The organism is Collinsella sp. AM13-34 (assembly GCF_003473055.1).
Classification (GTDB): domain Bacteria; phylum Actinomycetota; class Coriobacteriia; order Coriobacteriales; family Coriobacteriaceae; genus Collinsella.
The window spans coordinates 94,453-117,462 of the sequence record NZ_QRLE01000001.1; the positions used below are offsets into that span (position 1 = coordinate 94,453).

Consider the following 23,010-nt stretch of genomic DNA (forward strand, 5'->3'; position numbering starts at 1 on the left):
TATCGTCCCAGTCGCATTTTTATCGAACATCGCATCGTCGCGCTACCGCTTGTCGAATAATAGCCGCCCACAGCATGTGCACCCATATATAATTGTGCACTATTGTTTACACTACTCAGCTGTTATCAACAGCGAACATTAGCCGGCAAATTAACTCAACAACGCGGCAAGGCGGGGGCCCGGATACATGCAAAGCGCTGAGCAACGACACGTGTACACAACGAGCTCGCCCGACGCAATCCGCCCCGACCTCAGAAAGTCGCTTAGAACATGGAAACTGTCAGCAATTACACCGAAACGCTCGAAAAGACCGTCCGCGACCTTCTCGAGCGTCAGGAGGATCTGATCAGGACTGCCTTTACCGACCAGCTTACCGGGCTTGGCAACCGTGGCGGCTTTGCCCGTTCCCTCGAGGAGCTCTGGGAGCAGGACGCCCCCGTTACCATGGCGTTCATCGATATCGATAATCTCAAGCACTGCAACGACGTCTTTGGGCATGACGAGGGCAACCGCTATATCTTGCAGGTAAGTCTCTATCTTAAGCTGTATATAAAGGTGGGCGAAGCGGCATTTCGCATAGGCGGCGACGAGTTTGCCATCCTATCTACGATTGCAACCGAGGACGACCTCGCCGAACGTCTGAAACACTGCCGAACGGTTCTGCTCAAAAACAACGATTCCGAGATGCCCCACTCGTTGCTTTTTTGCTTCCATTAAATCTTCCTTACTATATTCCATTGTTACCCTCCATAACTTCTGATTGTTGCCGTCTTGACGATTATGTATCTTTACATTACCTTCTGAAACATATGGCGCACCTTGTCCAGGCGGCTGTTTGGACGGCGGGGCTGGATGACCGGCTGACCGACAACGGCCTGATATCCTTTCAGCTCTGTAAGGCATACGCTCCGCCCGTTGGTGTAAAAGGCCAGATCAGTACGGTATGCCTGTATACAGCGGGCGGGAATCTCGCCAGTAAAGACAACTTCATCCTTTTTTACCTGGGCCGTTTCGATGGTGGCACAGTATTTCGGTGCATCATGATAAGCCCTGGAAAGGTATTCCTGGGGCGCATAGAGGATGAAGGAGAGATAAGGTTCCAGCAGCTGCGTCCCCGATTCCTTCAATGCCTGTTCCAATACAATCGGGGCCAATGAGCGGAAGTCCGCCGGCGTGCTGACCGGACTGTAATAAAGCCCGTATTCAAAGCAAATCTTACAGTCCGTTACGTTCCAGCCGAACAAGCCCTGCTCCAGCCCGTAACGGATACCATCCCTGACAGCGTTTTGAAAACTCTGGTTCAAGTATCCCAGCGAAACCCGGCTCTCGTATTGTACACCGGAGCCAAGCGAGAGTGGTGTAACAGACAGTCCTATGGATGCCCAAAACGGGTTGGGCGGCACCTCGATATGGATGGTGTGGCTGGCTGCTTTGAGCGGCCGCTCCATATAAATGACGGAGGGTTCCTTTACCACTGTTTCAAGCTTGTATTTTTCCGACAGCAAAGCGGAAACAACCTCCAACTGCACCCGGCCCAAAAAAGAAAGAATGATCTCATGGGTGATGGAATCCACTTCGCAACGCAAAAGCGGGTCAGTATCCGCAAGTTGCGTAAGAGCGTCCAGCAGCCGTTCTCTTTGCGCTGCCGTTTTCGGCGCAATCGCCGTCCGCAGCATGGGGAGGGGGTCCTCGCGCCACCTTTTACGAGGGAGCCGGGTTTGGTCCCCTAATACATCGTTTAACCTCACGCTGTCGCTGGGAAGGATAACAATTTCACCCTGATAAGCGGTGTCTGTCCGAACAATTTCCCCTTTGGATGGAATACGCATCTCTGTGATTTTCAGCTTTTCTCTCCCGGCCAGGGCCACCGTATCCCGCAGGCGCAGCGTTCCGCTGTATAACCGTAGATAGACACGCCGCTGGCCGCAATCGGTGTACTCAACCTTGAAAACGCTGCCGCATAGGGCGGCGCCCCCCTGTTCCCCAATCGGTTGGAACAGCCCTGTCACCGCATCCATCAACGGTTGAATGCCAAGGCCATTTTTGGCGCTGCCATGATAGACTGGGAACAGGGAGGCGTCTTGAACCCGCTGCTGTTCCTCCCGCGCAAGTTTTTCCCGGCTGATTGGTTCTCCTGCGATATACTTTTCCAATAATTCATCGTTATTTTCGATGACCGCATCCCATGCTTCTATGTCGGTATTTTCCTCCAGGACTATTTCCGGGGACAGCGACACCGTCTGCTTGATGATAATATCGGCGGAGAGCTTATCCCGAACAGACTGAACCACGCTCTGCAAATCAACGCCAGCCTGGTCGATCTTGTTGATAAAGATAACGGTGGGAATGTTCATTTTCCGCAGGGCATGGAACAGAATACGGGTCTGGGCCTGCACGCCATCTTTAGCGGAGATCACCAAGATGGCCCCATCTAAAACAGCCAAAGAGCGGTACACCTCCGCCAAAAAATCCATGTGGCCGGGCGTATCCACAATGTTAACTTTACATCTGTGCCACTGGAAGGAAGTGACTGCCGCTTGAATGGTAATCCCACGCTTCCGCTCCAAAAACATGGTGTCCGTCCTCGTTGTCCCTTTTTCGACGCTCCCCGGTTCTGAAATGGCTCCGCTGGCATATAGCAGGCTCTCCGTCAAGGTCGTCTTTCCAGCGTCTACATGGGCAAGAATTCCAATATTGATTATTTTCATGTGATTGTCCTCCCTTTACAGCCCCAAAGGGCATAAAAATCCCCAGCAGTAAAATACTTTTACCGCTGGGGATTATAAGTTGCGGACATACACATATACAGCATACACCTGTTTGTGATTGCTGTTTTTGGGGATATGTCAAAATTGATAAGGCAAAAGTATTTTTAAATTGGGTACAAAAAACTAAGCCCCTACAAAAGGAGCTATCATAATCCTTTGTTCCCACTATTTGATTATAGTTTTATTTAAGAATACCTTGCCGCATATTTTTTACTCCTTTTCTGGTTTAAATCATTGTATCACATCAGTTTTAGGAAAGCAAGTACCTAAAAGAATTTTTTCTTCCCCTTATATGTAACAATCATACCGGCTTCCTAGCGTTCAGAATGTTTTCTGCTGTCTGCTGTGGTGTTTGGTTGGAATTGTCCAACCAAAAGCCGATCCGTGGTGTTGTCTGCATTTTACTAAATACAAATTCAATGTATACAGAAAGATATAAGGAGTGGGAGGGATTCCGCCGTAGTTGGCATTGTAGGAAAATCCAAAAGTTTAGATTTTCCCACAATGCTTATCTTTTGGTCTTTGGTTCGGAATAGTGTAGTGCTGGCGGTCTATCTCTTGTTTTCGGTTGCTTGCTTCCTTACCGTACATGAGCATTTAGCTACGGAGTGTCACATGCCGACCCCGCTCTGGGCGAAGCTTCCAATCGCATGACGCTCGATGCCGACCATCGCATGTACGACTACAAGCTACGTCATGCCATGCACCTCGATCGACGCAATATCACGCAAGTCCACGCCGACGACTTCGAAATAAGCGATCGTATTTTTGACGCCTTTTCGATGCTCAACGAGGGCCGCTATTTCTTTATCGAGAACTTGGACAAACATCGCACCCTTTGGTCACAAGGTGCCTTGCGCGATCTTGGCCTTCCCTCGGAGCACATAGACAACTGTCGCGATTACTGGAAAACGCGCGTCCATCCCGACGACCTTGAGGCCTGCATCAACGACATCGACCAAGTCTACAACGGCACCAAGCACCGTCGCGTCATGCAGTATCGTGTGCGCAACGCCGTCGGCGACTACGTCCTTTGCCGTGCTCGCGGGTTTCGTATCGACGGCGACGGAAATGTCCCCTCGCTCTATGTCGGTGAGCTCGTCAACCACTCACTTGCCGAAACCGTCGACGCCGCCACAGGCCTCGGAACGCAGCGCATGCTGGCCAACGCCATCGACGCCTGCCGCCGCGATCGTTGCGAGACAGGGCTTATAGCGGTGCGCGTTCGTGGCACGACAAAGCTCAACGAGCTCTACGGGGCCGAGGCTGTCGACAACATGCTTGCCGAATACGCAGGCCGCATGCTGTCGATCACCCGCGGCAGGAGCCGGGTCTACCGTTCACGAAGCGTCCAGTTCGTCGTGCTCAGCAACGACCTAGACCACAAGGCATTCGAGCAACTGACCCGCCACCTTAAAGAGGCCGTTTTCGCTCCTGTTCGAATCGCAGGCGACACCATTACTCCCGTCTGCCTTGTCGTCCCGACCTTTTACGAGCACTTAACCCATCAAGCGACCGCCGTTTTAGGCGAACTCGACCGTCGCCTTCGCACGGCCGGCGGGCTTGTTCCCAACGACAGCCTCCCCATACCCGAGGCGGAGCGCAAAAGCGCCATAGCCGAACGTATCGACTCGCTCACGGGCCTCTATCGACCCAGCGAGTTTATGCGGCGTGCCAACGCATTTCTTAAGACAAGGCACGGCGGCGCTTGGTGTATCGCCACCGTCGACATGGGTCATATGCGACTGTTCAACGAATGGCACGGACAGGCCGAGGGCGACCGCGTGCTCGCCGATGTGGGCACGGTCCTCAAAGACATCGAGAATGCCGAGATGGGCGTCGCAGGATACTGGGGCCAAGACGACTTTTGCATTCTCATCCCCTTTGAGCACAACACCGTCCATCAAATCTATAACCGCGTTCGTGCCGCCGTGGCCAAGCATGATGACGGCGTGGGTTTCTGGCCGTCCATGGGCGTTTGCCCCATCGACCCCAACGAGGAAATCACCATCGACGCGCAGGCCAAGGCCATGTTTACCAATCGGCGCGCCAAAAACGATTTTAAGGATCGCATCGCCGTCTTTCGCCCCGAGGAATACAAGCGCGAGGTGGCGTTTCACCGCACCCTCACCGAGTTCCAGTATGCGCTCTCAAACGACCGCATCACCTACTACCTGCAGCCCCAGGTTGATATGGAAACCGGCGAGATCATTGGCGCCGAAGCACTCACCCGCTGGATTGACAAGGACGGCTCTCTCATTTCGCCCGCAACGTTTATCCCCGCACTCGAGGAAAGCGGCTTTGTGGTGACGCTCGACAAGTACATTTGGCAGGGTGTCGCCTCGTGGCTGCGCGGGCGCATCGATCGAGGACTTCGCGTGGTTCCGGTCTCGCTTAATGTGTCGCGCGTGGATATCCTTGCCTGCGACGTTGCCGAACATATGGGGGCGCTCGCCGCCCAATACAACCTACCGCCCGAGCTCATGCGCATCGAGATCACCGAGACAGCCTATACGGGAGAGTCCGAGGCCGTGGATAGGCTGACAGCCGACCTGCACACCCGCGGCTTCTCGACCTATATGGACGATTTTGGCACCGGCCAGTCCACGCTCGCGATGCTCAAGAACGTCAACGTCGACGTCATCAAGCTCGACCGCACCTTTGTGCCCACCGACCGCGATCAAGGCCGCAGCGCGCAGATCGTGTCATCGATGCTCGAGATGGCGCAGTCGCTCCATCTGCCCGTCGTGGTCGAAGGCGTCGAGACAAATGAGCAGGCAAACATACTACGCCACATGGGCGCCCGCTACGCTCAGGGCTTCCTCTACTACCGCCCCATGCCGGCGAATGATTTTGAGGCATTGCTCGATGGTGGCAAAAACAACTGATACGCTCGCGCGCAAAACACCACCGCCGAAGGGGACATTTGTCTCCATTAGCTAACTTATATCCCCAATTCAAACCGAATTGGGGATATGATACAAACCGTTGTTCTGCCCAAGGAGGTTATTCATCATGAACGAGTCATATCGCTTGGGCGAGCAATCGATTATTGCCTATCTTCAGCGACTTGCGAATGGTGTCTCGACCGCCGAACTCGATGTTTCCGTGCTGCCTGCTGAGCTACGCGCCGTTGGTGAGCAACTGCAAAAGACGCATGCCATCCTGCAACAAGAGCGCCAGCTGCTTGAGTGCAACGCCTATATCGATCCGCTCACCAACTTGGACAACCGTGGCGGACTCGACCGTCACGTCGAGCAGCTCTGGCGCAAAGGCGCCCCCTTCACCTGCGCCTATATTGACATCGACCATCTCAAGCATTGCAATGATAGGTTTGGCCACGCCGAAGGCAATCGCTATATTCTGAGCATCTGTCGCACGCTCTCCGAAACCATGGAGCACGATGAGATGCTGTTCCGTATCGGTGGAGACGAGTTTGTGCTTATCTCGCTCTCTGCAAACGAGACTGAACTCGAGCAGCGCTTGGAGCAGGTACGTGCCGGGCTGATCGAGGCGAGCTCAGGTGGCAAGGCGCCCATGATCGCTAGCTTTAGCTTTGGCTGCTCGCGCGTCAATCCACTTGCCGGCGACACGCGTCGCCAGATGACGATGGATGCCGATCGCAAGATGTATCGCTATAAGCTTATGCATCGTGTGCAGCAACCGAAAGACAATGACGCGCCGCCACACCCAATTGCCGAGCAGCTTCCGTGCAACGACCGCGTATTCCAAGCGATCTCTATGAGCTCCGAGACGCGCTATCCGTTTATCCTCAATCTCGATACGGGCGAATCACAATGGTCGGTTAATGCCGTACGCGATTTTGACCTGCCCTCCCAGCATCCCTACAACTCACTCGACTTGTGGCTTGCCCGCGTTCACCCCGAGGACCGCGACAACGTACGCGCCGAGCTCGACATGGTGATAAACGGTACGTGGCACTTCCACTACATGCAGTATCGCGTGATGGATGCCACCGAAGCATACGTGCTTTGCGACTGCACGGGCTACCGCTTGGACGGCACCGATACCGAGCCCAACATGTACGTGGGCATGATTATCAACCGCAGCTTGGCAGATACGACCGATTCCGTGACCGGCCTGGGCGACATCCACGCCCTGGTCAACGCCATTGGCGAGATGCGTCGCGTGGCACGAAACGCGGGCTTGGTCGCCATTAAAATCGACGACATCGCCAAGGTCAATGCCCGCTTTGGCTTTGATGCAGGCGACCGCGTTTTGGCAGAAAGCGCCGCCTGCCTCATGGATTGCTCGCGCGGCAAGGGTCGTCTGTTCCGCTCGACCGGACCGATGTTCGTGGCGCTCTTTGACGAGCTTGATCCCGAAGAGACCGACGCGGTTGCAGACGAAATCGAACGGTTCTTGGGATCGCCCGTGCTCCTTGGCTCATTTGAATATCAGCCGCCCCTTCGCGTGGCGACACTTCATCTGGATGCCGTCGACCGACAGCCCGTTTCCATTTTGAACGAGCTCAATGCGCTGATTAAAGAGGCGCCGCAGGTACCGGGCACCAAGCTGGACTAGCGTTATGGGGCGCATGATGGTTAATTTCCGATCCCGGGCGAACACATCGGGCAAATAGGTCGTACCCGCAGTTAGCCGAACGTCCCCGCAGTCCCTCCCGGGGCCTGGGGGCACCGTTTCGATACTCTTGGTTTACTTTGCCTGATGCAAATAAGTGCTCAACAAGATAGAACCTATCCCCCGCCACGGATATGCCCTCGAGTAAATCTGTTAAGCCAAGCCTATCAAATTCTATTGACAATTGGCTGCATTGGTCCATTTTGTCGTCCAGCCACTTCCGCTGGCTATCGCCTCATAAACACAAACCTAACGAGCCGCACGAACGACAAAGAGGCCAAGCTGAACAGAAGTAGAACCAAAACTTCAAAAACGCTGGTATTCCAATCGCGTACCCAGCCCTCTACCGCCCACAAGAAAAACAGCAGCCCCATCCATAACGTCACAGAAGAAATCAGCTTTGCGTAAGGGCGTATATCAATCTCGCTCTCCCTTTTTGTGACATCATATCCAGCAATTGAGCAGAGCCATCTTCCTCTTCGGTATTGGATTGAAAGGACAATCAAGGCAATCGAAGTCATCAAGCAAACAGCATCCTCTGTTTCCATAGAGTTTCCTTTGCTTTCCATCCTAGTTACGCATTCACAATCGAATCAAACCAAGTATGAATTACTCGATAGCAACCGCCTTAGTATAAACCATAGCCGCCGCAGCAGCCCGCCTTCCAAGGCCTCAAAGCTCGCCATCGAGGGCGACCCGCCCAGACCCCTTACAATCTGCTCGCACGAGGCCCCGCACTCCAACATCCTCTGGACCGTATCCCGCTCGTACCTGGTGAGCGTGCCTGCCGTGGGCCCTCGGGGCCGGCATCGTGCCCCACGCCATCTGCCCGCTCGTGCGATAATCCTCCGCAGAAGTCACCGACAGCAGAGGGAGTTTGTGATGAAGGTTCTTTTGGTCAATGGCAGCCCCAAGGCAAACGGCAACACCGCCCGCGCACTCGCCGAGGTCGCCGAGCAGCTCAACGCCGAGGGTATCGATACCGAGGTGTTTCAGCTAGGCGCTAAGCCCATTCGCGATTGCATCGGTTGCGGCCAGTGCGGCAAACTCGATTGCCGCTGCACCTTTGACGACGACATGGTCAACGAGTTGATTGCCGTCGCCGAGCAGGCAGACGGCTTTGTCTTTGGTTCGCCCGTCTACTACGCGCACCCCAGCGGACGTATCCTCTCTGCCCTCGACCGTGCATTCTATGCTGGCAGCAAGGCCTTTGCGCACAAGCCGGGCGCCGCTGTCGCCGTTGCCCGTCGCGGTGGCACGTCGACCACCTTCGACGTGCTCAACAAGTACTTCACCATCAACCAGATGCCCGTGGTGGCATCCACCTACTGGAACAATGTATTTGGCGCCATGCCGGGCGAGGCCGCCCAAGATGCCGAGGGCTTGGCCACCATGCGAAACATCGGCAAAAACATGGCCTGGCTGCTGCATTGCATCGAGGCGGGAAAGGCCGCCGGCATCGAGGCCCCCAAGGCCGATCGCGCCAGGACCAACTTCATTCGTTAGAGCGGCGGAACATACTATGAACGTGCAAATCTTCGGGACTAAGAAGTCGTTCGATACCAAGAAAGCACAGCGCTATTTCAAGGAGCGTCGCATTAAGGTGCAGTTTATTGACCTTAAGGAAAAGGAGATGAGCAAAGGCGAGCTCACGAGCGTGATGCAGGCGGTCGGCGGCATCGACAAGCTGCTCAACCCCAAGGCCAAGGACGAGGAGACGCTCGCGCTCATCCAGCACCTCACCCCTAGCCAGCGCTTCGACAAGTTGTTCGAAAACCAGCAGGTTCTGGCCGAGCCCATCGTGCGCAACGGCAAAAAGGCCACCGTCGGTTATTGCCCCGATGTGTGGGGAGCCTGGGAGTAGCCTGTGTTATTTGCCAGCGCTTGGGTATAAGAGCAGGCGTTTGGCATATGATTCAACTGTAAGCCATGTCTAACAAAGGAGGGCACATGCCCAACAAACCCGTGAAGATCATCATGCTTACCGGATACCTCGGTGCCGGCAAGACTACGCTGCTCAACCACATCCTCGCTAACGATGGCGGCATCCGCGCCGCCGTGATCGTCAACGATATCGGCGAGATCAACGTCGACGCCAGCCTCATCGCCGATGGCGGCCTTTCCGAGACCGACGACCTCATCCCGCTCACCAACGGCTGCATCTGCTGCACGCTTTCGGATGACCTTGCCAACCAGCTGCAGGGCATCGCCGATTCGGGCAAGTTCGACTACATCATCATCGAGGCCTCGGGCATTTGCGAGCCTATCCCCATCGCCTACACCATCTCGAGCTTCTGCGACGAGGCCAAGGTGGGCGGCGAGCCCAAGCTCGCGCTCGACAACATCGTGGCCGTGGTCGACTGCGCCCGCATGTACGACGAGTTCAACGGCGGCCGCGACCTGCTGGCCGAGGATATCGACGAGGACGACATCGAGAGCCTGCTCATTCAGCAGATCGAGTTTTGCTCCACGCTGATCCTCAACAAGACCGATACCGTGAGCCCTGAGCAGATCGCCGAGCTCAAGGCCATCGTGCGTAGCCTACAGAAGGACGCCGTGATTGTCGAGGCCCAAAACGGCGAGGTCCCCATGGAGGAGCTGCTCGACACCGGCCGCTTCGACTTTATGCGCGCCTACAACTCCGCCGCTTGGATCGAGGCCATGGAGCATCCCGAGGAGCACGACGACCCCGAGGTGCTCGAGTACGACATCGAGACCTTTGTGTACTCGCGCCGCAAGCCGTTTGACCTGCAGAAGTTCACCGATTTTGTTGAGCAGGAGTGGCCCGACGAAGTCATTCGCGTCAAAGGTCCGCTGTGGCAGACCGGCGATCCGGACATGTGCTACATGTTTGAGCAGGCCGGCCACCAGATGCGCCTGATGGAGAACGGTCTGTTTGTCGATTCTGCGCCCGAGGGCGAAAAGCAGAAGATCATCGACGAGAACCCCGAGATCATGCAGATTTGGGACGACGAGACGGGCGACCGCATGACGAGTCTGTGCATCATCGGCCGTCACATGGACAAGGATGCGCTCATCGCCGCCCTCGATGCCTGCCTGACCGACTGGCACCGCGCCTAGGCTATCGAAGCGGGCGTTTTCTGCCCACGTAACCGCCAAACCACCACGAAGGTGCCTGTCCCCTTCGTGGTGGTTTTTCATTCTGAGCCAAGGAGATTCATGTTCAATATCGTGCTGTATGCGCCCGAGATTCCGGCCAATACGGGCAACATCGGCCGTACCTGCGTGGTCACCGGTGCCCGCTTGCATCTGGTGGAGCCGCTGGGCTTTTCGCTCGACGACAAGACGGTGCGTCGCGCCGGCCTGGGCTACTGGCAAAACTTGGACGTGACGACATATGCCAGTTGGAAGGATTTCCTTGCGCGCAACGGTCTCTCCCCCGCCGACGAGCGCCTGCACCTGCTGACCAAAAAGGCGCGCCGCACCTATGCGCAAAGCACCTACCGCGACGGCGACTATCTGGTCTTTGGCAGCGAAAGCTCGGGGATTCCCGAAGAGCTGCTCGCCGCGGCGCCCACATGCTGCGAGCGCATTCCTATGCTGCGCGATTGCGACTCACTCGATAATGCCGAAGTCTGGGAAGCCCACGAGGAGGCGCTCGGGCATACCGAGGACAGCCACGAGGCTATCCTTCAACAGGACATCTGCGGCAACTTCGTCAACCCGGACGACTACCGCATCAGCGCCCTCAACCTCTCCAACAGCGCCGCCATCGTCCTCTACGAAGCCCTGCGTCAAACAGACTTTCCGGGAATGTGACAAAGGGACTGTACCTTTGTCACACAATTAGGTCCGCACCCCTACCTATACCGATTTACACCAAACGCCGCCAAAGTTCTCCGCCATCGAAGAACACGGCCGGCTATCCTTCTGCATCGCAAGCCTCAACCTCACCGTTCACAGCGGCCGTTTCCATACCCACTAGTATTGCAACACGCTCCTGTTTTTCAATGATGAATCGCTTGTGGTAGAAGATGTTGGCATATTGCAAAACACGATTCATCTGCGAGACATCAAACAAGGCGCCGACAGCGCCGCCAAATACGGGAATAGCCTTGCCGAGGGATTTTTGAGTGATATTCCTGCCAATTTGCTCGAGTACGTTTTTGAAAACACTGCTCTCGATCGACTTCTTACCGGCATTCTCGAGCGCCTTACGCGCAGCGACATTAGCAAGAGCGCGAATCTGCGTGACAAGCATAGCCGCGCCGCCCCGTGCCGCCATGGCCGTCCAGCCCTTCTTGACTGTCTGTTTCACGCCCTCCATCTCGGCCACAAGCATCACCTTACCGATTGCGAGAGCCATGCCATCAGCAGAACCTGCAGACGGAGCCATCGCGTTTGAAAACACATCGCCCGCAATGACCATTTCAGCCGGATCTTCTTTAACGTTAAATCCGTACATCATGGCCACTGACTGCACCGCACGATAATAGAGGAACATGCTGAATACGATATTGAAAGGCAGACCGGCAAAACCAGGAGCACCCGTCACCGCGCCCTCGGTCGCCGCAAGCAGCAGGTGCTTACCGTTCTCACCTGCCGCAATCTTCGCAACGTCAAAACTCCGAAGCATGAATAGCTCATCAATCGAACGGATAGTAACGTTTTCAAGAGTGGTGTTTGCGGCCTCAACAATCTGCGCCTCAGTAACGCTGTACTTGGCAGCTTGCTCCTCGATAACCTTGAAACCATCGACAACCTGCTTCATAACCTGTGCATACAGCTCTTGTTGCTGAATCTCACTTGTAAGCCCGTCGAGCGCATCTCCAACGGTAGCACGAAGATTTTCCGGTATCTTTGACCCAGCCTTATCGGTCAGCTGTTTGAGTTTTGAAGGCGCCACCATCTTTTCGTATTGCTCAGTCAATGCCTCGAGCTCGGCAAGCTCTCGATTGGTCAGTAACGGGTCGGGCAACACCCAATTACCATTACCGTCGATGAACGTCGACGACAGACCGAGTTGCTCTTGTCGCTTTGCGTTGTAGCGTTCGTTCGCCGCGGCTGCGGTTGCAGAAGCAATCCCGTTTGCAAAGTCCGAAACACCTTTAAGCGCATTATCCGCCAACGGGCTAGCGGCTTCCGCCAATTCACCCGATTTCTTTTGAGCCTCCTTGACCACATCCATAATGGCGTTTCCAGCGCCATTAAATGCTCCAGTCATTATGTTCTCCAGCGAAGAAAAACCAATACCGGACTTCTTCTGTTTTTCGAGCTTCGCCTCAACAAACTGCTGCTGTTTGTCCGACACGCCAATCACCCTTACTTAAACGTAACGTTAACATCGACATCGTCGCCGCATAGGGCTTTGACCTGTTTTTCGATCAGACCACGGGCTCTGTCATCAGATTCTTTGAGCATATTGCTCTCTTTGACCTTCTTGGTCTGCTCTTTCTTAGCCTGTTTCAACAAACCGTTCAGATCGTCTGTACTCACTTGATTCCAGTTCAGAAAACCATTGTCCTCAACATATTTCTTCAGTGTATTGGGGTCTGTTGAGAAAGAGGTAATTTCCGAGTGAGGCAATGTAACCTTTACGCTCTTGACCTCTGAGCTCTTGTCGTTCATATCAACCCGCTTGATTTCAGTCTTCACTTTATCGGCATTGATCCCGATGTCAGCCTTGCCGTCAATCGTTGCGACATATCGCTTAGACGTAAAGGGGTTTTCCCACCCAAGCGGATTCCCCGCTTCGTCAATTGAGAGCAGCTGCGTGAAGTTATATTCGTACGTCACGAGCTTTACGACCGGAGTAATCTCCTCACGAATCGAATCATCGGTGATCGTTGTGGGATTACGCGTCAAATACATCCAGATGCACCCGGCAGTCGCCACGGCTGTAACGGCCAGCAAACCGCCAAAGACAAGCTTTTGCGTTATTGTTGTAAACAAGTTAGTTTTTGCCATCCTGTTTCGCCTTTCTTTTATTAGCTCGACTTTTCCATCATCTTCCATCGTGCGCATGGCTGCACGAATCATTCTGTCGACGGCTTAATGCAAAACGCGACCGTTCGGAGAAAACGGTCGCGCTCTCTTTCCTATTCCCGCGAATTATTCCTTGACACTGTAACTCGATACTGTCGGTGCAACCCTCGAAGCGTCAACCTCGCTCATTACCTCAAACTTCACCTTCTCGCCAGGCGCCCAGGCGGATGTATCTGCGTAGCATTCTTCCGCCCTTACACCATCGGCATCGTAAAGGGCAACATTTAGAAAAACGTTTTCGAACGATATGTCGGAGGTGTTTTCGACGATTGCGGTGTACGTATAGAGGCCGTAGCCATCGTCACTTTTCTCAAAGGTCGCCGATGAGAGCAGACCGTTGATGGCCTCATCATTATGCGTCTTCTCCTCTACGGTCCTACCGTTCTTGATCAGCTCGTCAAACGCATCACGATACTCGTCATCGACCGTCAAGTCATACCGATCAACCAGTTTCTTAAGCTGTGCTGATCGTGCGTCGTAGGCCCTTTCCCATTCGTCGTAGTACTTGGGATCCGATTCCGCGTACTTCTTGACAACATCAAGCTGATTATCAAGCAGGTTGAGATAGGCGATGACGTCTTCTTGCATCTTAGTGTCTTTAAATGACGCCTTTTTGAGTTCTTTGTCGTTATCGACCTCGGTTTTAATTGCCTCTTTTCGCACTTTATTCGAGCCTAGATCAGCATCCTCTCCCAGTGAATCAAGGTAATCAGACCGCTTTTGATAGCCTTGAGCAATCACGGCCATTGCACGGTCGTCGGCATAATCAGGCTCATCGTTTTTCTTCTCGGCCTGCGAGCAGCCGCTCAGCAGAAGAGCCCCACAAAACACCGTCGCAAATAGCGCGATCGCCGCAGCTATCCCATAACGCCTTTTCATTTCGTCCTCCTTTAAATACAAAACAAAACACGATATCTAGCCACCTCGTCAAAAAGCAGACGAATTGGCAACGCGGTGGCACTATTTGGTTCCAGGGCGTGAACTGGATAAACATCGAGGGAAGGAGTGGGCTCTGTGCAATAAACTCCCCTCGTCAAAATGTCTAGTTAAAGAGGACGGACAGACGGCGAACGGTCTTATCAGTTCGTGCCCGCCCGTCTCCAACGATCGAACGTCGATGCGCTGACGTTCAGGAGCATTGCGGCCTCTCGCCTCGTAACTTCACCTCCTTCGAATGCTTTAATGACATCGTTATAGCTATCCGGGCGTTCGAGCGCCGGCCTCCCAAATCTCACGCCACGCAGGCGCGCCGACGCGATGCCCTCCGCCTGGCGCTGCTTGATGTTTTCACGCTCTAGCTGCGCCACGTAACTCAAGATTTGAAGGACTAGGTCCGCCATGAACGTTCCCGTGATGCCATCGGGCTGTTCGCGCGTATCGAGTAACGGCATATCAAGCACCACGATGGCAGCGCGTCTATCCACCGTGATGCGTCTCCATTCATCGAGGACTTCACGATAATCGCGACCCAAACGGTCGATACTTTTGATCACGAGAACGTCACCCTCGCGCAACCTGCGAAGAAGACGCTGGTACTGGGGACGTCTAAAGTTCTTACCACTTGCCTTGTCAGCGTAAATCTGACCCTGTTGAACGGGAAACCTTCCCAGTGCGTCTAACTGGCGGTCCAAGTTCTGATCCGCGGAAGAGACACGCGCATACCCAAAGATTCGATTGTCCATAATTGCCCCTATCGGCCGCCTCTTGGCAGCATCAGCTCAAGCGAGAGCCCACTCACTATAGGGCGTGCAAATTTCGCGAATGGGATGAGGTCATTTTGGTCCTCAGGCACAAGCTGTTCAAGCGCTATGCCGACAACATGCTGACTTTTAACGGTAATCAGCTGCCTTTAACTAGAATTGCTAGAAAAGAAAACCGTGATGCCGACAGGCTTTGCCGGCATGTGGCAATGTGACAAAGGGGCTGCCCCTTTGTCACATTCGGTTATAGGTAGCGGCCGGTGATGCTTGCGGGGCAGGCCACGATGTCGCCCGGCGTGCCGGCGCAGACGATTTGCCCGCCCGCGTCACCGCCGCCCGGGCCCATGTCGATCACATAGTCGGCGTTGCGGATAAGGTCGAGGTCGTGTTCGATCACGACAACTGTGGCGCCCTTGGCGACGAGGCCGTCGAACACACTCAGCAGCACCTGAACATCGAGCGGGTGCAGGCCAATTGTGGGTTCGTCGAACACGAATACGGCATCATCCTGCACGCGGCCCATCTCACTCGCGAGCTTAAGACGCTGCGCCTCGCCGCCCGAGAGCGCCGGCGTGGGCTCGCCGAGCGTGAGATAACCCAAGCCCAGGTCGTGCAGGGTCTGTAAGCGCGCCTGAACTTTCTTGAGCCCCACCGTAGCGTCGAGGGCCTCGTCCACACTCATGTCCATGAGCTGCGGCAACGTCAGTAAGCTCCCGTCCTTGCCCTCGCGATGGATATGCAAAGCCGCGTCTGCATAACGTGAGCCGCGACATGCCGGACAGACGATCTCGACGTCGGGCAAAAACTGCACGTCGAGCGATATCGAGCCCGTGCCATCGCACGTAGGGCAGCGCAAAGCGCCAGTGTTGTAGCTAAAGGCGCCCGCCTTGTAGCCGGCTGCCTTGGCCTCGGGCGTACGGGCGAAGGCGCGACGCAGCTCATCATGGATGTCGGCATAAGTCGCCACCGTCGAGCGCACGTTGGCGCCGATAGGCGTAGCGTCAATCAGGTTTGCGCGGGCAATGCCTTCGGCATCGACCCAACGCACATGTTTTGGCAGGCGCTCGCCGGCCGCCTGCGCCTTGAGCGCCGGAATGAGCGTCTCGAGCACCAACGTCGTCTTACCCGAACCCGAAACGCCCGTCACCGCGACCAAGCGACCGCGCGGGATATCGACTTCGAGCGGCTTGACGGTATGGATGGCATCGGTCGCCATGCGGATATGGCCCTGGTCGAACATTTCGTCGTCAGCCACCTGCGGCCGCAAGCGCTTGGGCTCTGAGCGCAAAAACGGGGCGATGCGGCTGCCCTGCGATTGTTCGACCTCGTCCACCGTACCTGCAGCGATAACATTACCGCCGCCTGCTCCGGCAACGGGGCCCATCTCGACCAGATAGTCAGCTTCCGCTAGAACGCGCGTATCGTGATCAACAACAATCACGGTGTTGCCGTCATCCACCAGATCGCGCATTACGCCCACCAAGCCGTCGACATTGGCAGGATGCAAGCCAATCGAGGGCTCGTCCAACACATAAAGCACGCCCGTCGATCGGTTGCGCACCACGCGGGCGAGCTGTACACGCTGGCGCTCGCCCGTGGAGAGCGTAGCACCGGCGCGGTCGAGCGAGAGGTAATCGAGCCCCAGGTCGACCAGGCGACGGGCCGTGCTCAAAAACGAATCGCAGATATCCGCTGCCATGGGCTGCATCTCGGCCGGCAAGGATGCGGGCACCCCGCGCACCCACTCAATCGCCTCGCCCAATGTCATGGCCGCGGCCTGCGCCAGATTGATACCGCGCACCTGGGGATGGCGTGCGGCCTCGGAGAGACGCGTGCCGCCACAGTCACGGCATGGCCCCTCGCGCAAAAAGCGCGCCACGCGCTTGAGGCCCTTGTCGTCCTTAACCTTGGCGAGCGCATTCTCGACGGTATAGACAGCGTTGTAATAGGTAAAATCGAGCGGCGTGGCGCCCTCGCCGTTTTTGGGAACGTAGAGAATGTGCTTTTTAACCGCCGGACCGTGGAACACGATGCCGCGCTCTTGAGGCGTGAGCTGGTTAAACGGCACGTCGGTGCGCACGCCCATCTCGCCGGCTACCTGCTTCATCAGATCCCACATGAGCGTACCCCAGGGAAGCACCGCGCCTTCGTTGATGGTCTTTGACTCGTCGGGCACCAGGCTCGCTTCGTCCACCTCGCGCATGACACCGGTGCCGCCGCAGGTAGGGCACGCACCGCCGCTGTTAAAGGCAAGGTCCTCGGCACTCGGCGCGTAGAACTCGCGGCCGCATGCGGGGCACGTGAGCGACAGGCCCGCAGCCACGTTAAGGCTCGGCTCCACACGCGCCCCGCAATGTGGGCACACGTGATGGGCACAGCGGCTAAAGAGCAAACGCAGACTGTTGTTGAGCTCGGTCATGGTACCAAAGGTCGAGCGCACGCCTGGCACACTGGGACGCTGATGCAACGCGAGTGCCGCCGGTACGTGCAATACCTCGTCCACCTGGGCGTGCTCGGCCTGCGTCAGGCGACGTCGAGTATAGGCGCTGAGCGCCTCCAGGTAACGGCGCGAGCCCTCGGCATAAAGAACTCCCAGCGCCAGCGAGCTCTTGCCCGAGCCCGACACGCCGGCAATGCCCACGAGCCTCCCCAGCGGAATATCGATATCGATGTCCTTGAGATTGTGGACACGTGCACCGCGCACCTCGATAGCCTGCGGGCTCATCTTCTGTTCCGTCACCTTTATCACCCTACTCATGCCATAAAACGCGGTCGCGGATATACTCGCCCAGCATGGGCACGGTAAACCGCACAAGGCCGTATCCGGCGGCCTCGATGACGCGCTCGCGAATCAGGCTTGCGCGATATTTACTCGCCCAGCTCTGGGTACGGTCGCAGCGCTCAATGATATCCGCCGTGCGCGTCGGCTTGTCCTCGTCAACCGCCATAGCCTCGATAAAGAGGCGCTGAGGGCTGCGCAGACCGTAATACAGAGGTGCGTCAACCGCTTCGTAGAACTCGGAGACGGCATCCGCATGGCCATTCTCGACATCGCGCCTTTCGATGACCTGCGAGCCACGCCGGACAGCAGACCGCCACATGTAATAGCCCACCAGCTGAACCATATAGGGATGCCCCATGCTCTTGCGCGCCGCAAGGTCCGCCGTCTCCGCGTCAACGTAAAGACCAGCGTCTTTGACCGTCTGGATATACGAATCGCGCACTTTGGGCAAAGATATTGCCCCCAACGTACGCTGCTGGGCACGCCGCAAAAACGTCACGCTCGGCTCTTCGAGCAGATCGTCAACCATACTGGGCAAGCCGGCGAACGCCAGCGCAAGACCGCGCTGGTCGCTATCGGGCAAGCCCGTGGCATCCTGGTCTCCGAGCACCTGCTGATAGAGGACGGCAAGAGCCGCCAGTTCCTCGATAGACACCGATTGTGCCTCGTCAATCGCAAACAAGACGCCCTTGCCCGGACCGAGCTTCTTGAGACGCTCGTTGACCAGCCCTCGCAATGTCTCGCCTTTTGCCCGCGCCGCCTCGACCGACATCCGGCCAAACGACGGCCCAAACTCCATTGACGTCACAACGGGTTTATTCGAGCGAAGCGCGTCGGCCAAGCGGTCGCACAAACCAAGCGAAGCGGAATCGGAGACAACCGCCCATCCGCGCTCGCTGGCTAGACGTTGCAGCTCCCGCAGGAGAACCGTTTTGCCACAGCCGCGGTTTCCCGTAATGAGCATGAGCCTGCCCGGCGCTCCGGCGCCGTTGTCGAGCCCTTCCTCAAAATCTTCGATGACCGACTCGCGACCGATGAGTATCGGAGGCCGCTTACCAGCTGTGGGCTTAAAGGGATTTGGATTCATATCGGCCTCCTCGGATTGGCAAACCCTGGTAACAGTTATACCAACTTATACTGAGTTATACCAATAGCATGTGACAAAGGGGCTGTCCCTTTGTCACATGTGGCCGAAAAACTCGGCGTCTGCTGCTCGCCAGGGGCGGAAGGTGGTGGGATCGATCTTTACGTGCGCCGCGGCGGGTACGTCGTACCATTTGACCGTGTAGCCGGCGCCGTGAGAGCAAAAGACCGAGTCGGGCGTGTTGGGCAGATCGGCCTCGGGCTCATAGGCGGCCGTCTCGATTACGCGCTCGGCATCATGGCAAGCCGCATAACCGGCGAACTCCAGGTACAGATGACCGCGCCCGCTCGTGTAGGCAGCCACCTCCAGCGCGTAATCCTGCACCTCGGATGCCGGCACGCGACCCACAAGCTTCGCTCGGTCTCCCGCCATCGTCGGCGGCTCGTACTCGGCACCCATGCGTGTGGCATCTGACAACGCCCGGCCCACGCACTCCCCCGGCACCTCGAGCTCAAAGTGGTACCACGGCTCCAGCAACACGTCTGCGCCGACCTCGCGCGCCTGCATCAAACCCTGGCGAATCGCGCGATACGTGGCCTGGCGAAAATCGCCGCCCTCGGTGTGTTTGGCATGCGCGCGGCCGCCCGTGAGCGTAATGCGCACATCGGTGATGGGCGAGCCCGTCAGCACGCCCAGGTGGTCGCGCTCCATAGCGTTGGTGAGTGCCAAACGCTGCCAGTTAAGATCGAGCTCGTCGGTCGAGGTCACGGTGCCAAACTGCACACCCGAACCCGCCGGCAACGGCTCCAGGCGCAGATGCACCTCGGCATAGTGGCGCAGCGGCTCAAAGTGGCCCACGCCCTCGACCGGCCGCGAAATAGTCTCCTTATAGAGAATGCCGCCGGGCTCAAACGCAACCGAAAGGCCAAAGCGATCGGCCAACACCCGCTGCACGACCTCGAGCTGCACGGCGCCCATCAACTGCAAATGGATCTGCTCAAGATGCGTATTCCAGCTTACGCCGAGCATGGGATCTTCGTCCGCCAACTCACTCAGCGCTTTAAACACCGCATGAACGTCGTGTTCGCCCGGCAGCACCGTATAGGTGAGGACCGGAGCGATGACGGGCGCATCGCCCGCGGGCTCCGCGCCCAGGGCGTCCCCTGGGCGAACGTGCGCGAGGCCCGTCACGGCGCAGATGCCGCCAGCGGCAACTTCCTGGGCAAGCTCGTATTTCTCGCCGTTATAGATGCGAATCTGGTCGACCTTTTGCTCCCATGCCTCGGTACCGGAGCGTCCGCCGATTACCTGTTTTGCGCGCAGCGTGCCGCCGGTCACCTTAACCCAAGCCAAGCGCTCGCCGCGAACACCTTGGCTGACACGATAGACGCGCGCGGCAAACTCCGGGAGCCACGCCTGTTCACGCATCAGCGCGCACATGCCATCCAGCAGCTCGCCCACGCCCTGATCCTTGAGCGCCGAACCAGCAAAGCAGGGAAAGAGCTTACGCTCGGCAACCATGCGCGACAGCGTTGCGACGGAAATCTCGCCCGTCTCAAGAAACTCCTCGAGCGCCGCCTCGTCCAACGCAGCAGCGTCCTCCCAGGCGGCACCGCCCGCCAGCAGTTCGCTGGCATCCAGGCAGCCCTCGGAAAGACGCTGCCCAAGTTGTGCCAGCAAAACATCGCGGCCGGGATTCTCCAAATCGATTTTGTTGATATAGATGAACGTCGGAATGTCATAGCGCGCAAGCAGGCGCCACAGGGTTTCGGTGTGCCCCTGCACGCCATCGTTGGCGCCCACCACCAGAATCGCGTAGTCCAGGGCACGCAGTGTGCGCTCTGCCTCGGCAGAAAAATCGACGTGGCCGGGCGCATCCACGAGCATAACGTGGGCGTCGCCGTGGTCGAGTACGGCCTGCGACGAGAAAATCGTGATGCCACGCTCGCGCTCGATCGCGTTCGTGTCCAGATGCGAATCGCCATCGTCCACGCGGCCGCGCTTGCGAATGCGACCCGCGTTGAACAGCATGGCCTCGGCCAGCGTGGTCTTGCCGGCATCGACATGCGCCAAGATTCCAACGACCGCTTGCTTCGACATGGCTCTCCTCTTATTACAAGCCCATCGCACGCGGCAACGGGCGTTCACGCTCCACACTGGATGATACAATTTACGGGCCGGCGGGCGAAGCGGGCCCTATCCCCCGACCGAGCTCATCGCCCCGCGTTGCCGCGCGGCGATTTTCGTAGGTTCGCGCCTTGCGAAAGCCGGCACCTCCCCTTAACAGCCCAGCGATCAAAAAGGCCCCACCCGGGGCCATTTTCATGTATATGGATTGCTGATACGCGTCCCCGCTCTTATGCCTCGCGCAGCCAGTCGAACGCAACACGCGGCGTGCCGTCCGACACATACACGACGCCGGCGCGCTCGAACCCCGCTTTCATGCTCGCGCCCTGCATAGGCAGGTTGTCCGCGTGCGTGTCGATACGCAGGTGGCTGGCGCGCTCCTTGGCAAAGGCAAACATCGCTGCCGCGATACCGTGCACGGTGCCGTCGGATGCCACGCGATGCAGCACGGCATGCGGAGTGTCGCTACGCCACTGACCGTCCTCGATGAGGTCATAGCACTCGTCCGGCCCCGGCAGAAAGGCAAACGTCGCCAGCACGCGTCCGTCTTCCTCGCACACATAGCTACCGCCCGCGGCGATATCGCTTTTGAGCTGCTCGGCCGAAGGCGTGCCCTCGGGCCACTGCGTGGCGTTGCCATGCGCGCGCATAAAGGCGCGGGCGGCGTCATAGATAGCCATGACGGCGGGAATGTCGGTATCGAGGGTTTTTCTGATCATCACGCGGCGACCTCACGTTTATTGGTATCACTTTGATTGAGCAATGATACCAACGTTTGGAGAGGGGCGCGAAGCAGATGGGGAGCAAAAAGCGAGCCGCCTGGTCAAAAGCCAAAAGCGAGTTTTTGGGCGCTGCCACCGGCGGCGATATGAGCGACCTGTTTGCACGCGAAGACGAGCGCCGCGACGCCCTGGACGCCGAGCGCGATGAAGCCTGGCGCTACAAGTCGTGCGAGCGCAAAAACCGTTACGACACGCGCGCCGAGGCCGAGGCAGTTATGGCCGACTGCGAAAACCGCGGACGGCGCGGTTTGGCCTGCTACAAATGCGAATACTGCGGCGGGTGGCACCTGACGTCGCACCCTTGGAAATAGGCCCCGCATCGGTGCGACGCTCACGCAGCGCCGGGCATCGCACGCAAACTACGGGCGCGGCGGCACCAAAACATCGTAGCGGACGGCCTTGCCCGCAAGCTGATAGCTCGGCTTAACGCCGGCAAGCAACGGCCCCTTCACCGGCCGCTTGATAACGACCTTACGCGGCCGCACCGCAAGCGCAGCTTCGACCAGCGTCTCCTCATCGGCACACGGCTGTTCCAGATGGTGCAAGAGTTGGAACTTCTTTTTCACCGCCGCGCTCTTGGTGCGCTCGGGAAACATGGGGTCCAGATACACCACGTCGGGAGTCGCGAGCTCGCCCTGCCCGATCAGTTCAGCTACATGGCGAAGGCCGGCAATGCTGTCCTCGCCCGCATGTAAGCGCATGCGCGACACGGCATCAGCAAGCGCCGGACCATCTGCCGCGCGATCCAAGGCATCCTTGAGCAGCGCCGCGATCACGCAATCCTGCTCATACAGATCGACAGTAAAGCCCGCGGCAGCCAGCAGCAGCGAATCCTCGCCAAAGCCTGCCGTGGCGTCAATCGCCCATGGTTGCTCGATGCCTTTTGTACGCGCAGCCTTCACCAGCAGCTCTTGCTGCAGACGGCCCTGCTTGAGCCGTGGCAGCATGCGGCCAAAATCGGCGCGCAGTTCCATCGTGCCGTCGGTGAGCGTGAGGCCCTCGGACTTCCCGGTCAGCTCAAGCCCCGCGGCACGAGCAACAGAAAAGGGATCGACGACGCCCATGGGTACTCCTTAACATGCAAAACGAATACGTGAGCGCCGTTTATGTCGGCACCCAACCGTCCGCTATTGTCCCACATGCGACATGGCCCACAGCA

At 57.2% G+C, this 23,010-nt stretch carries 19 protein-coding genes; 8 read left to right on the plus strand and 11 right to left on the minus strand.

Translation table 11 applies throughout. The annotated features are described in order from the left end of the window. The first annotated feature begins 270 nt into the window (after positions 1-270). A complete protein-coding gene (locus DW151_RS00420; protein ID WP_118333942.1) occupies positions 271-717 on the plus strand; it encodes a GGDEF domain-containing protein in 447 nt (148 codons plus the stop codon). Between the two features lie 71 nt (positions 718-788). Here DW151_RS00420 and tet(W) read toward each other — a convergent pair whose 3' ends face one another. Beyond that, a complete protein-coding gene (tet(W), locus tag DW151_RS00425) occupies positions 789-2,708 on the minus strand; it encodes a tetracycline resistance ribosomal protection protein Tet(W) (protein WP_118333944.1) in 1,920 nt (639 codons plus the stop codon). Positions 2,709-3,418: 710 nt separating this feature from the next. Here tet(W) and DW151_RS00435 point away from each other — a divergent pair. After that, the gene (locus tag DW151_RS00435) at positions 3,419-5,656 is read left to right on the plus strand and encodes an EAL domain-containing protein (protein ID WP_118333945.1); all 2,238 of its coding nucleotides are present in this window, start codon (positions 3,419-3,421) and stop codon (positions 5,654-5,656) included. 127 nt (positions 5,657-5,783) lie between these two features. Continuing rightward, a complete protein-coding gene (locus tag DW151_RS00440) occupies positions 5,784-7,313 on the plus strand; it encodes a diguanylate cyclase domain-containing protein (protein ID WP_118333947.1) in 1,530 nt (509 codons plus the stop codon). 284 nt (positions 7,314-7,597) lie between these two features. Here the strand turns inward: DW151_RS00440 and DW151_RS00445 are convergent, their stop codons facing one another. Further along, positions 7,598-7,918: a DUF3784 domain-containing protein gene (locus DW151_RS00445; RefSeq protein WP_117635527.1), complete on the minus strand. Its 321-nt coding sequence runs from the start codon at positions 7,916-7,918 to the stop codon at positions 7,598-7,600. A 334-nt stretch (positions 7,919-8,252) separates the two neighbouring features. Between DW151_RS00445 and DW151_RS00450 the strand changes: the two genes are divergently transcribed. From DW151_RS00450 to DW151_RS00465, 4 genes are all read left to right on the plus strand, one after another. Then, complete coding sequence (locus DW151_RS00450) at positions 8,253-8,876, plus strand: flavodoxin family protein (protein ID WP_118333948.1); 624 nt, start codon at positions 8,253-8,255, stop codon at positions 8,874-8,876. A gap of 16 nt (positions 8,877-8,892) precedes the next feature. Then, the gene (locus tag DW151_RS00455; protein ID WP_118333950.1) at positions 8,893-9,234 is read left to right on the plus strand and encodes an arsenate reductase family protein; all 342 of its coding nucleotides are present in this window, start codon (positions 8,893-8,895) and stop codon (positions 9,232-9,234) included. A gap of 86 nt (positions 9,235-9,320) precedes the next feature. Next, positions 9,321-10,451 carry a GTP-binding protein gene (locus tag DW151_RS00460; protein WP_118333951.1) on the plus strand — a complete coding sequence of 377 codons (1,131 nt, stop codon included), beginning with the start codon at positions 9,321-9,323 and terminating at the stop codon, positions 10,449-10,451. Between the two features lie 99 nt (positions 10,452-10,550). After that, positions 10,551-11,150, plus strand: coding sequence for a tRNA (cytidine(34)-2'-O)-methyltransferase (locus DW151_RS00465; protein ID WP_118333953.1), 600 nt, complete (start codon positions 10,551-10,553; stop codon positions 11,148-11,150). A 103-nt stretch (positions 11,151-11,253) separates the two neighbouring features. Here DW151_RS00465 and DW151_RS00470 read toward each other — a convergent pair whose 3' ends face one another. From DW151_RS00470 to DW151_RS00505, 8 genes are all read right to left on the minus strand, one after another. Further along, the gene (locus DW151_RS00470) at positions 11,254-12,642 is read right to left on the minus strand and encodes an EcsC family protein (protein ID WP_118333954.1); all 1,389 of its coding nucleotides are present in this window, start codon (positions 12,640-12,642) and stop codon (positions 11,254-11,256) included. Between the two features lie 11 nt (positions 12,643-12,653). Continuing rightward, the gene (locus DW151_RS00475; protein WP_158563787.1) at positions 12,654-13,298 is read right to left on the minus strand and encodes a DUF4230 domain-containing protein; all 645 of its coding nucleotides are present in this window, start codon (positions 13,296-13,298) and stop codon (positions 12,654-12,656) included. Positions 13,299-13,442: 144 nt separating this feature from the next. Then, positions 13,443-14,255 (minus strand): FxLYD domain-containing protein, encoded by an 813-nt coding sequence (locus DW151_RS00480; RefSeq protein WP_118333956.1) that lies wholly within the window; start codon positions 14,253-14,255, stop codon positions 13,443-13,445. A gap of 200 nt (positions 14,256-14,455) precedes the next feature. Then, positions 14,456-15,058 (minus strand): recombinase family protein, encoded by a 603-nt coding sequence (locus tag DW151_RS00485; protein WP_118333957.1) that lies wholly within the window; start codon positions 15,056-15,058, stop codon positions 14,456-14,458. A gap of 262 nt (positions 15,059-15,320) precedes the next feature. Next, positions 15,321-17,816: an excinuclease ABC subunit UvrA gene (locus tag DW151_RS00490; protein ID WP_233543263.1), complete on the minus strand. Its 2,496-nt coding sequence runs from the start codon at positions 17,814-17,816 to the stop codon at positions 15,321-15,323. A gap of 10 nt (positions 17,817-17,826) precedes the next feature. Further along, positions 17,827-18,945 (minus strand): AAA family ATPase, encoded by a 1,119-nt coding sequence (locus DW151_RS00495; protein WP_089572898.1) that lies wholly within the window; start codon positions 18,943-18,945, stop codon positions 17,827-17,829. Between the two features lie 93 nt (positions 18,946-19,038). Continuing rightward, positions 19,039-21,042, minus strand: a complete 2,004-nt coding sequence (locus DW151_RS00500; RefSeq protein ID WP_118333960.1) for a translation factor GTPase family protein — start codon at positions 21,040-21,042, stop codon at positions 19,039-19,041. Positions 21,043-21,299: 257 nt separating this feature from the next. Next, positions 21,300-21,788, minus strand: a complete 489-nt coding sequence (locus tag DW151_RS00505; RefSeq protein ID WP_118333962.1) for a GNAT family N-acetyltransferase — start codon at positions 21,786-21,788, stop codon at positions 21,300-21,302. A gap of 77 nt (positions 21,789-21,865) precedes the next feature. Between DW151_RS00505 and DW151_RS00510 the strand changes: the two genes are divergently transcribed. After that, complete coding sequence (locus DW151_RS00510) at positions 21,866-22,162, plus strand: hypothetical protein (protein ID WP_055310006.1); 297 nt, start codon at positions 21,866-21,868, stop codon at positions 22,160-22,162. Positions 22,163-22,210: 48 nt separating this feature from the next. Here DW151_RS00510 and DW151_RS00515 read toward each other — a convergent pair whose 3' ends face one another. After that, positions 22,211-22,915, minus strand: coding sequence for a class I SAM-dependent methyltransferase (locus tag DW151_RS00515; protein ID WP_118333963.1), 705 nt, complete (start codon positions 22,913-22,915; stop codon positions 22,211-22,213). Positions 22,916-23,010 lie beyond the last annotated feature (95 nt).

Coding starts and splice junctions, on each gene's coding strand:
- DW151_RS00420 (WP_118333942.1), top strand. CDS start 271: ATGGAAACTGTCAGCAATTACACCGAAACGCTCGAAAAGACCGTCCGC.
- DW151_RS00435 (WP_118333945.1), top strand. CDS start 3,419: ATGACGCTCGATGCCGACCATCGCATGTACGACTACAAGCTACGTCAT.
- DW151_RS00440 (WP_118333947.1), top strand. CDS start 5,784: ATGAACGAGTCATATCGCTTGGGCGAGCAATCGATTATTGCCTATCTT.
- DW151_RS00445 (WP_117635527.1), bottom strand. CDS start 7,918: ATGGAAACAGAGGATGCTGTTTGCTTGATGACTTCGATTGCCTTGATT.
- DW151_RS00450 (WP_118333948.1), top strand. CDS start 8,253: ATGAAGGTTCTTTTGGTCAATGGCAGCCCCAAGGCAAACGGCAACACC.
- DW151_RS00455 (WP_118333950.1), top strand. CDS start 8,893: ATGAACGTGCAAATCTTCGGGACTAAGAAGTCGTTCGATACCAAGAAA.
- DW151_RS00460 (WP_118333951.1), top strand. CDS start 9,321: ATGCCCAACAAACCCGTGAAGATCATCATGCTTACCGGATACCTCGGT.
- DW151_RS00465 (WP_118333953.1), top strand. CDS start 10,551: ATGTTCAATATCGTGCTGTATGCGCCCGAGATTCCGGCCAATACGGGC.
- DW151_RS00475 (WP_158563787.1), bottom strand. CDS start 13,298: ATGGCAAAAACTAACTTGTTTACAACAATAACGCAAAAGCTTGTCTTT.
- DW151_RS00480 (WP_118333956.1), bottom strand. CDS start 14,255: ATGAAAAGGCGTTATGGGATAGCTGCGGCGATCGCGCTATTTGCGACG.
- DW151_RS00485 (WP_118333957.1), bottom strand. CDS start 15,058: ATGGACAATCGAATCTTTGGGTATGCGCGTGTCTCTTCCGCGGATCAG.
- DW151_RS00495 (WP_089572898.1), bottom strand. CDS start 18,945: ATGAATCCAAATCCCTTTAAGCCCACAGCTGGTAAGCGGCCTCCGATA.
- DW151_RS00500 (WP_118333960.1), bottom strand. CDS start 21,042: ATGTCGAAGCAAGCGGTCGTTGGAATCTTGGCGCATGTCGATGCCGGC.
- DW151_RS00505 (WP_118333962.1), bottom strand. CDS start 21,788: ATGATCAGAAAAACCCTCGATACCGACATTCCCGCCGTCATGGCTATC.
- DW151_RS00510 (WP_055310006.1), top strand. CDS start 21,866: ATGGGGAGCAAAAAGCGAGCCGCCTGGTCAAAAGCCAAAAGCGAGTTT.
- DW151_RS00515 (WP_118333963.1), bottom strand. CDS start 22,915: ATGGGCGTCGTCGATCCCTTTTCTGTTGCTCGTGCCGCGGGGCTTGAG.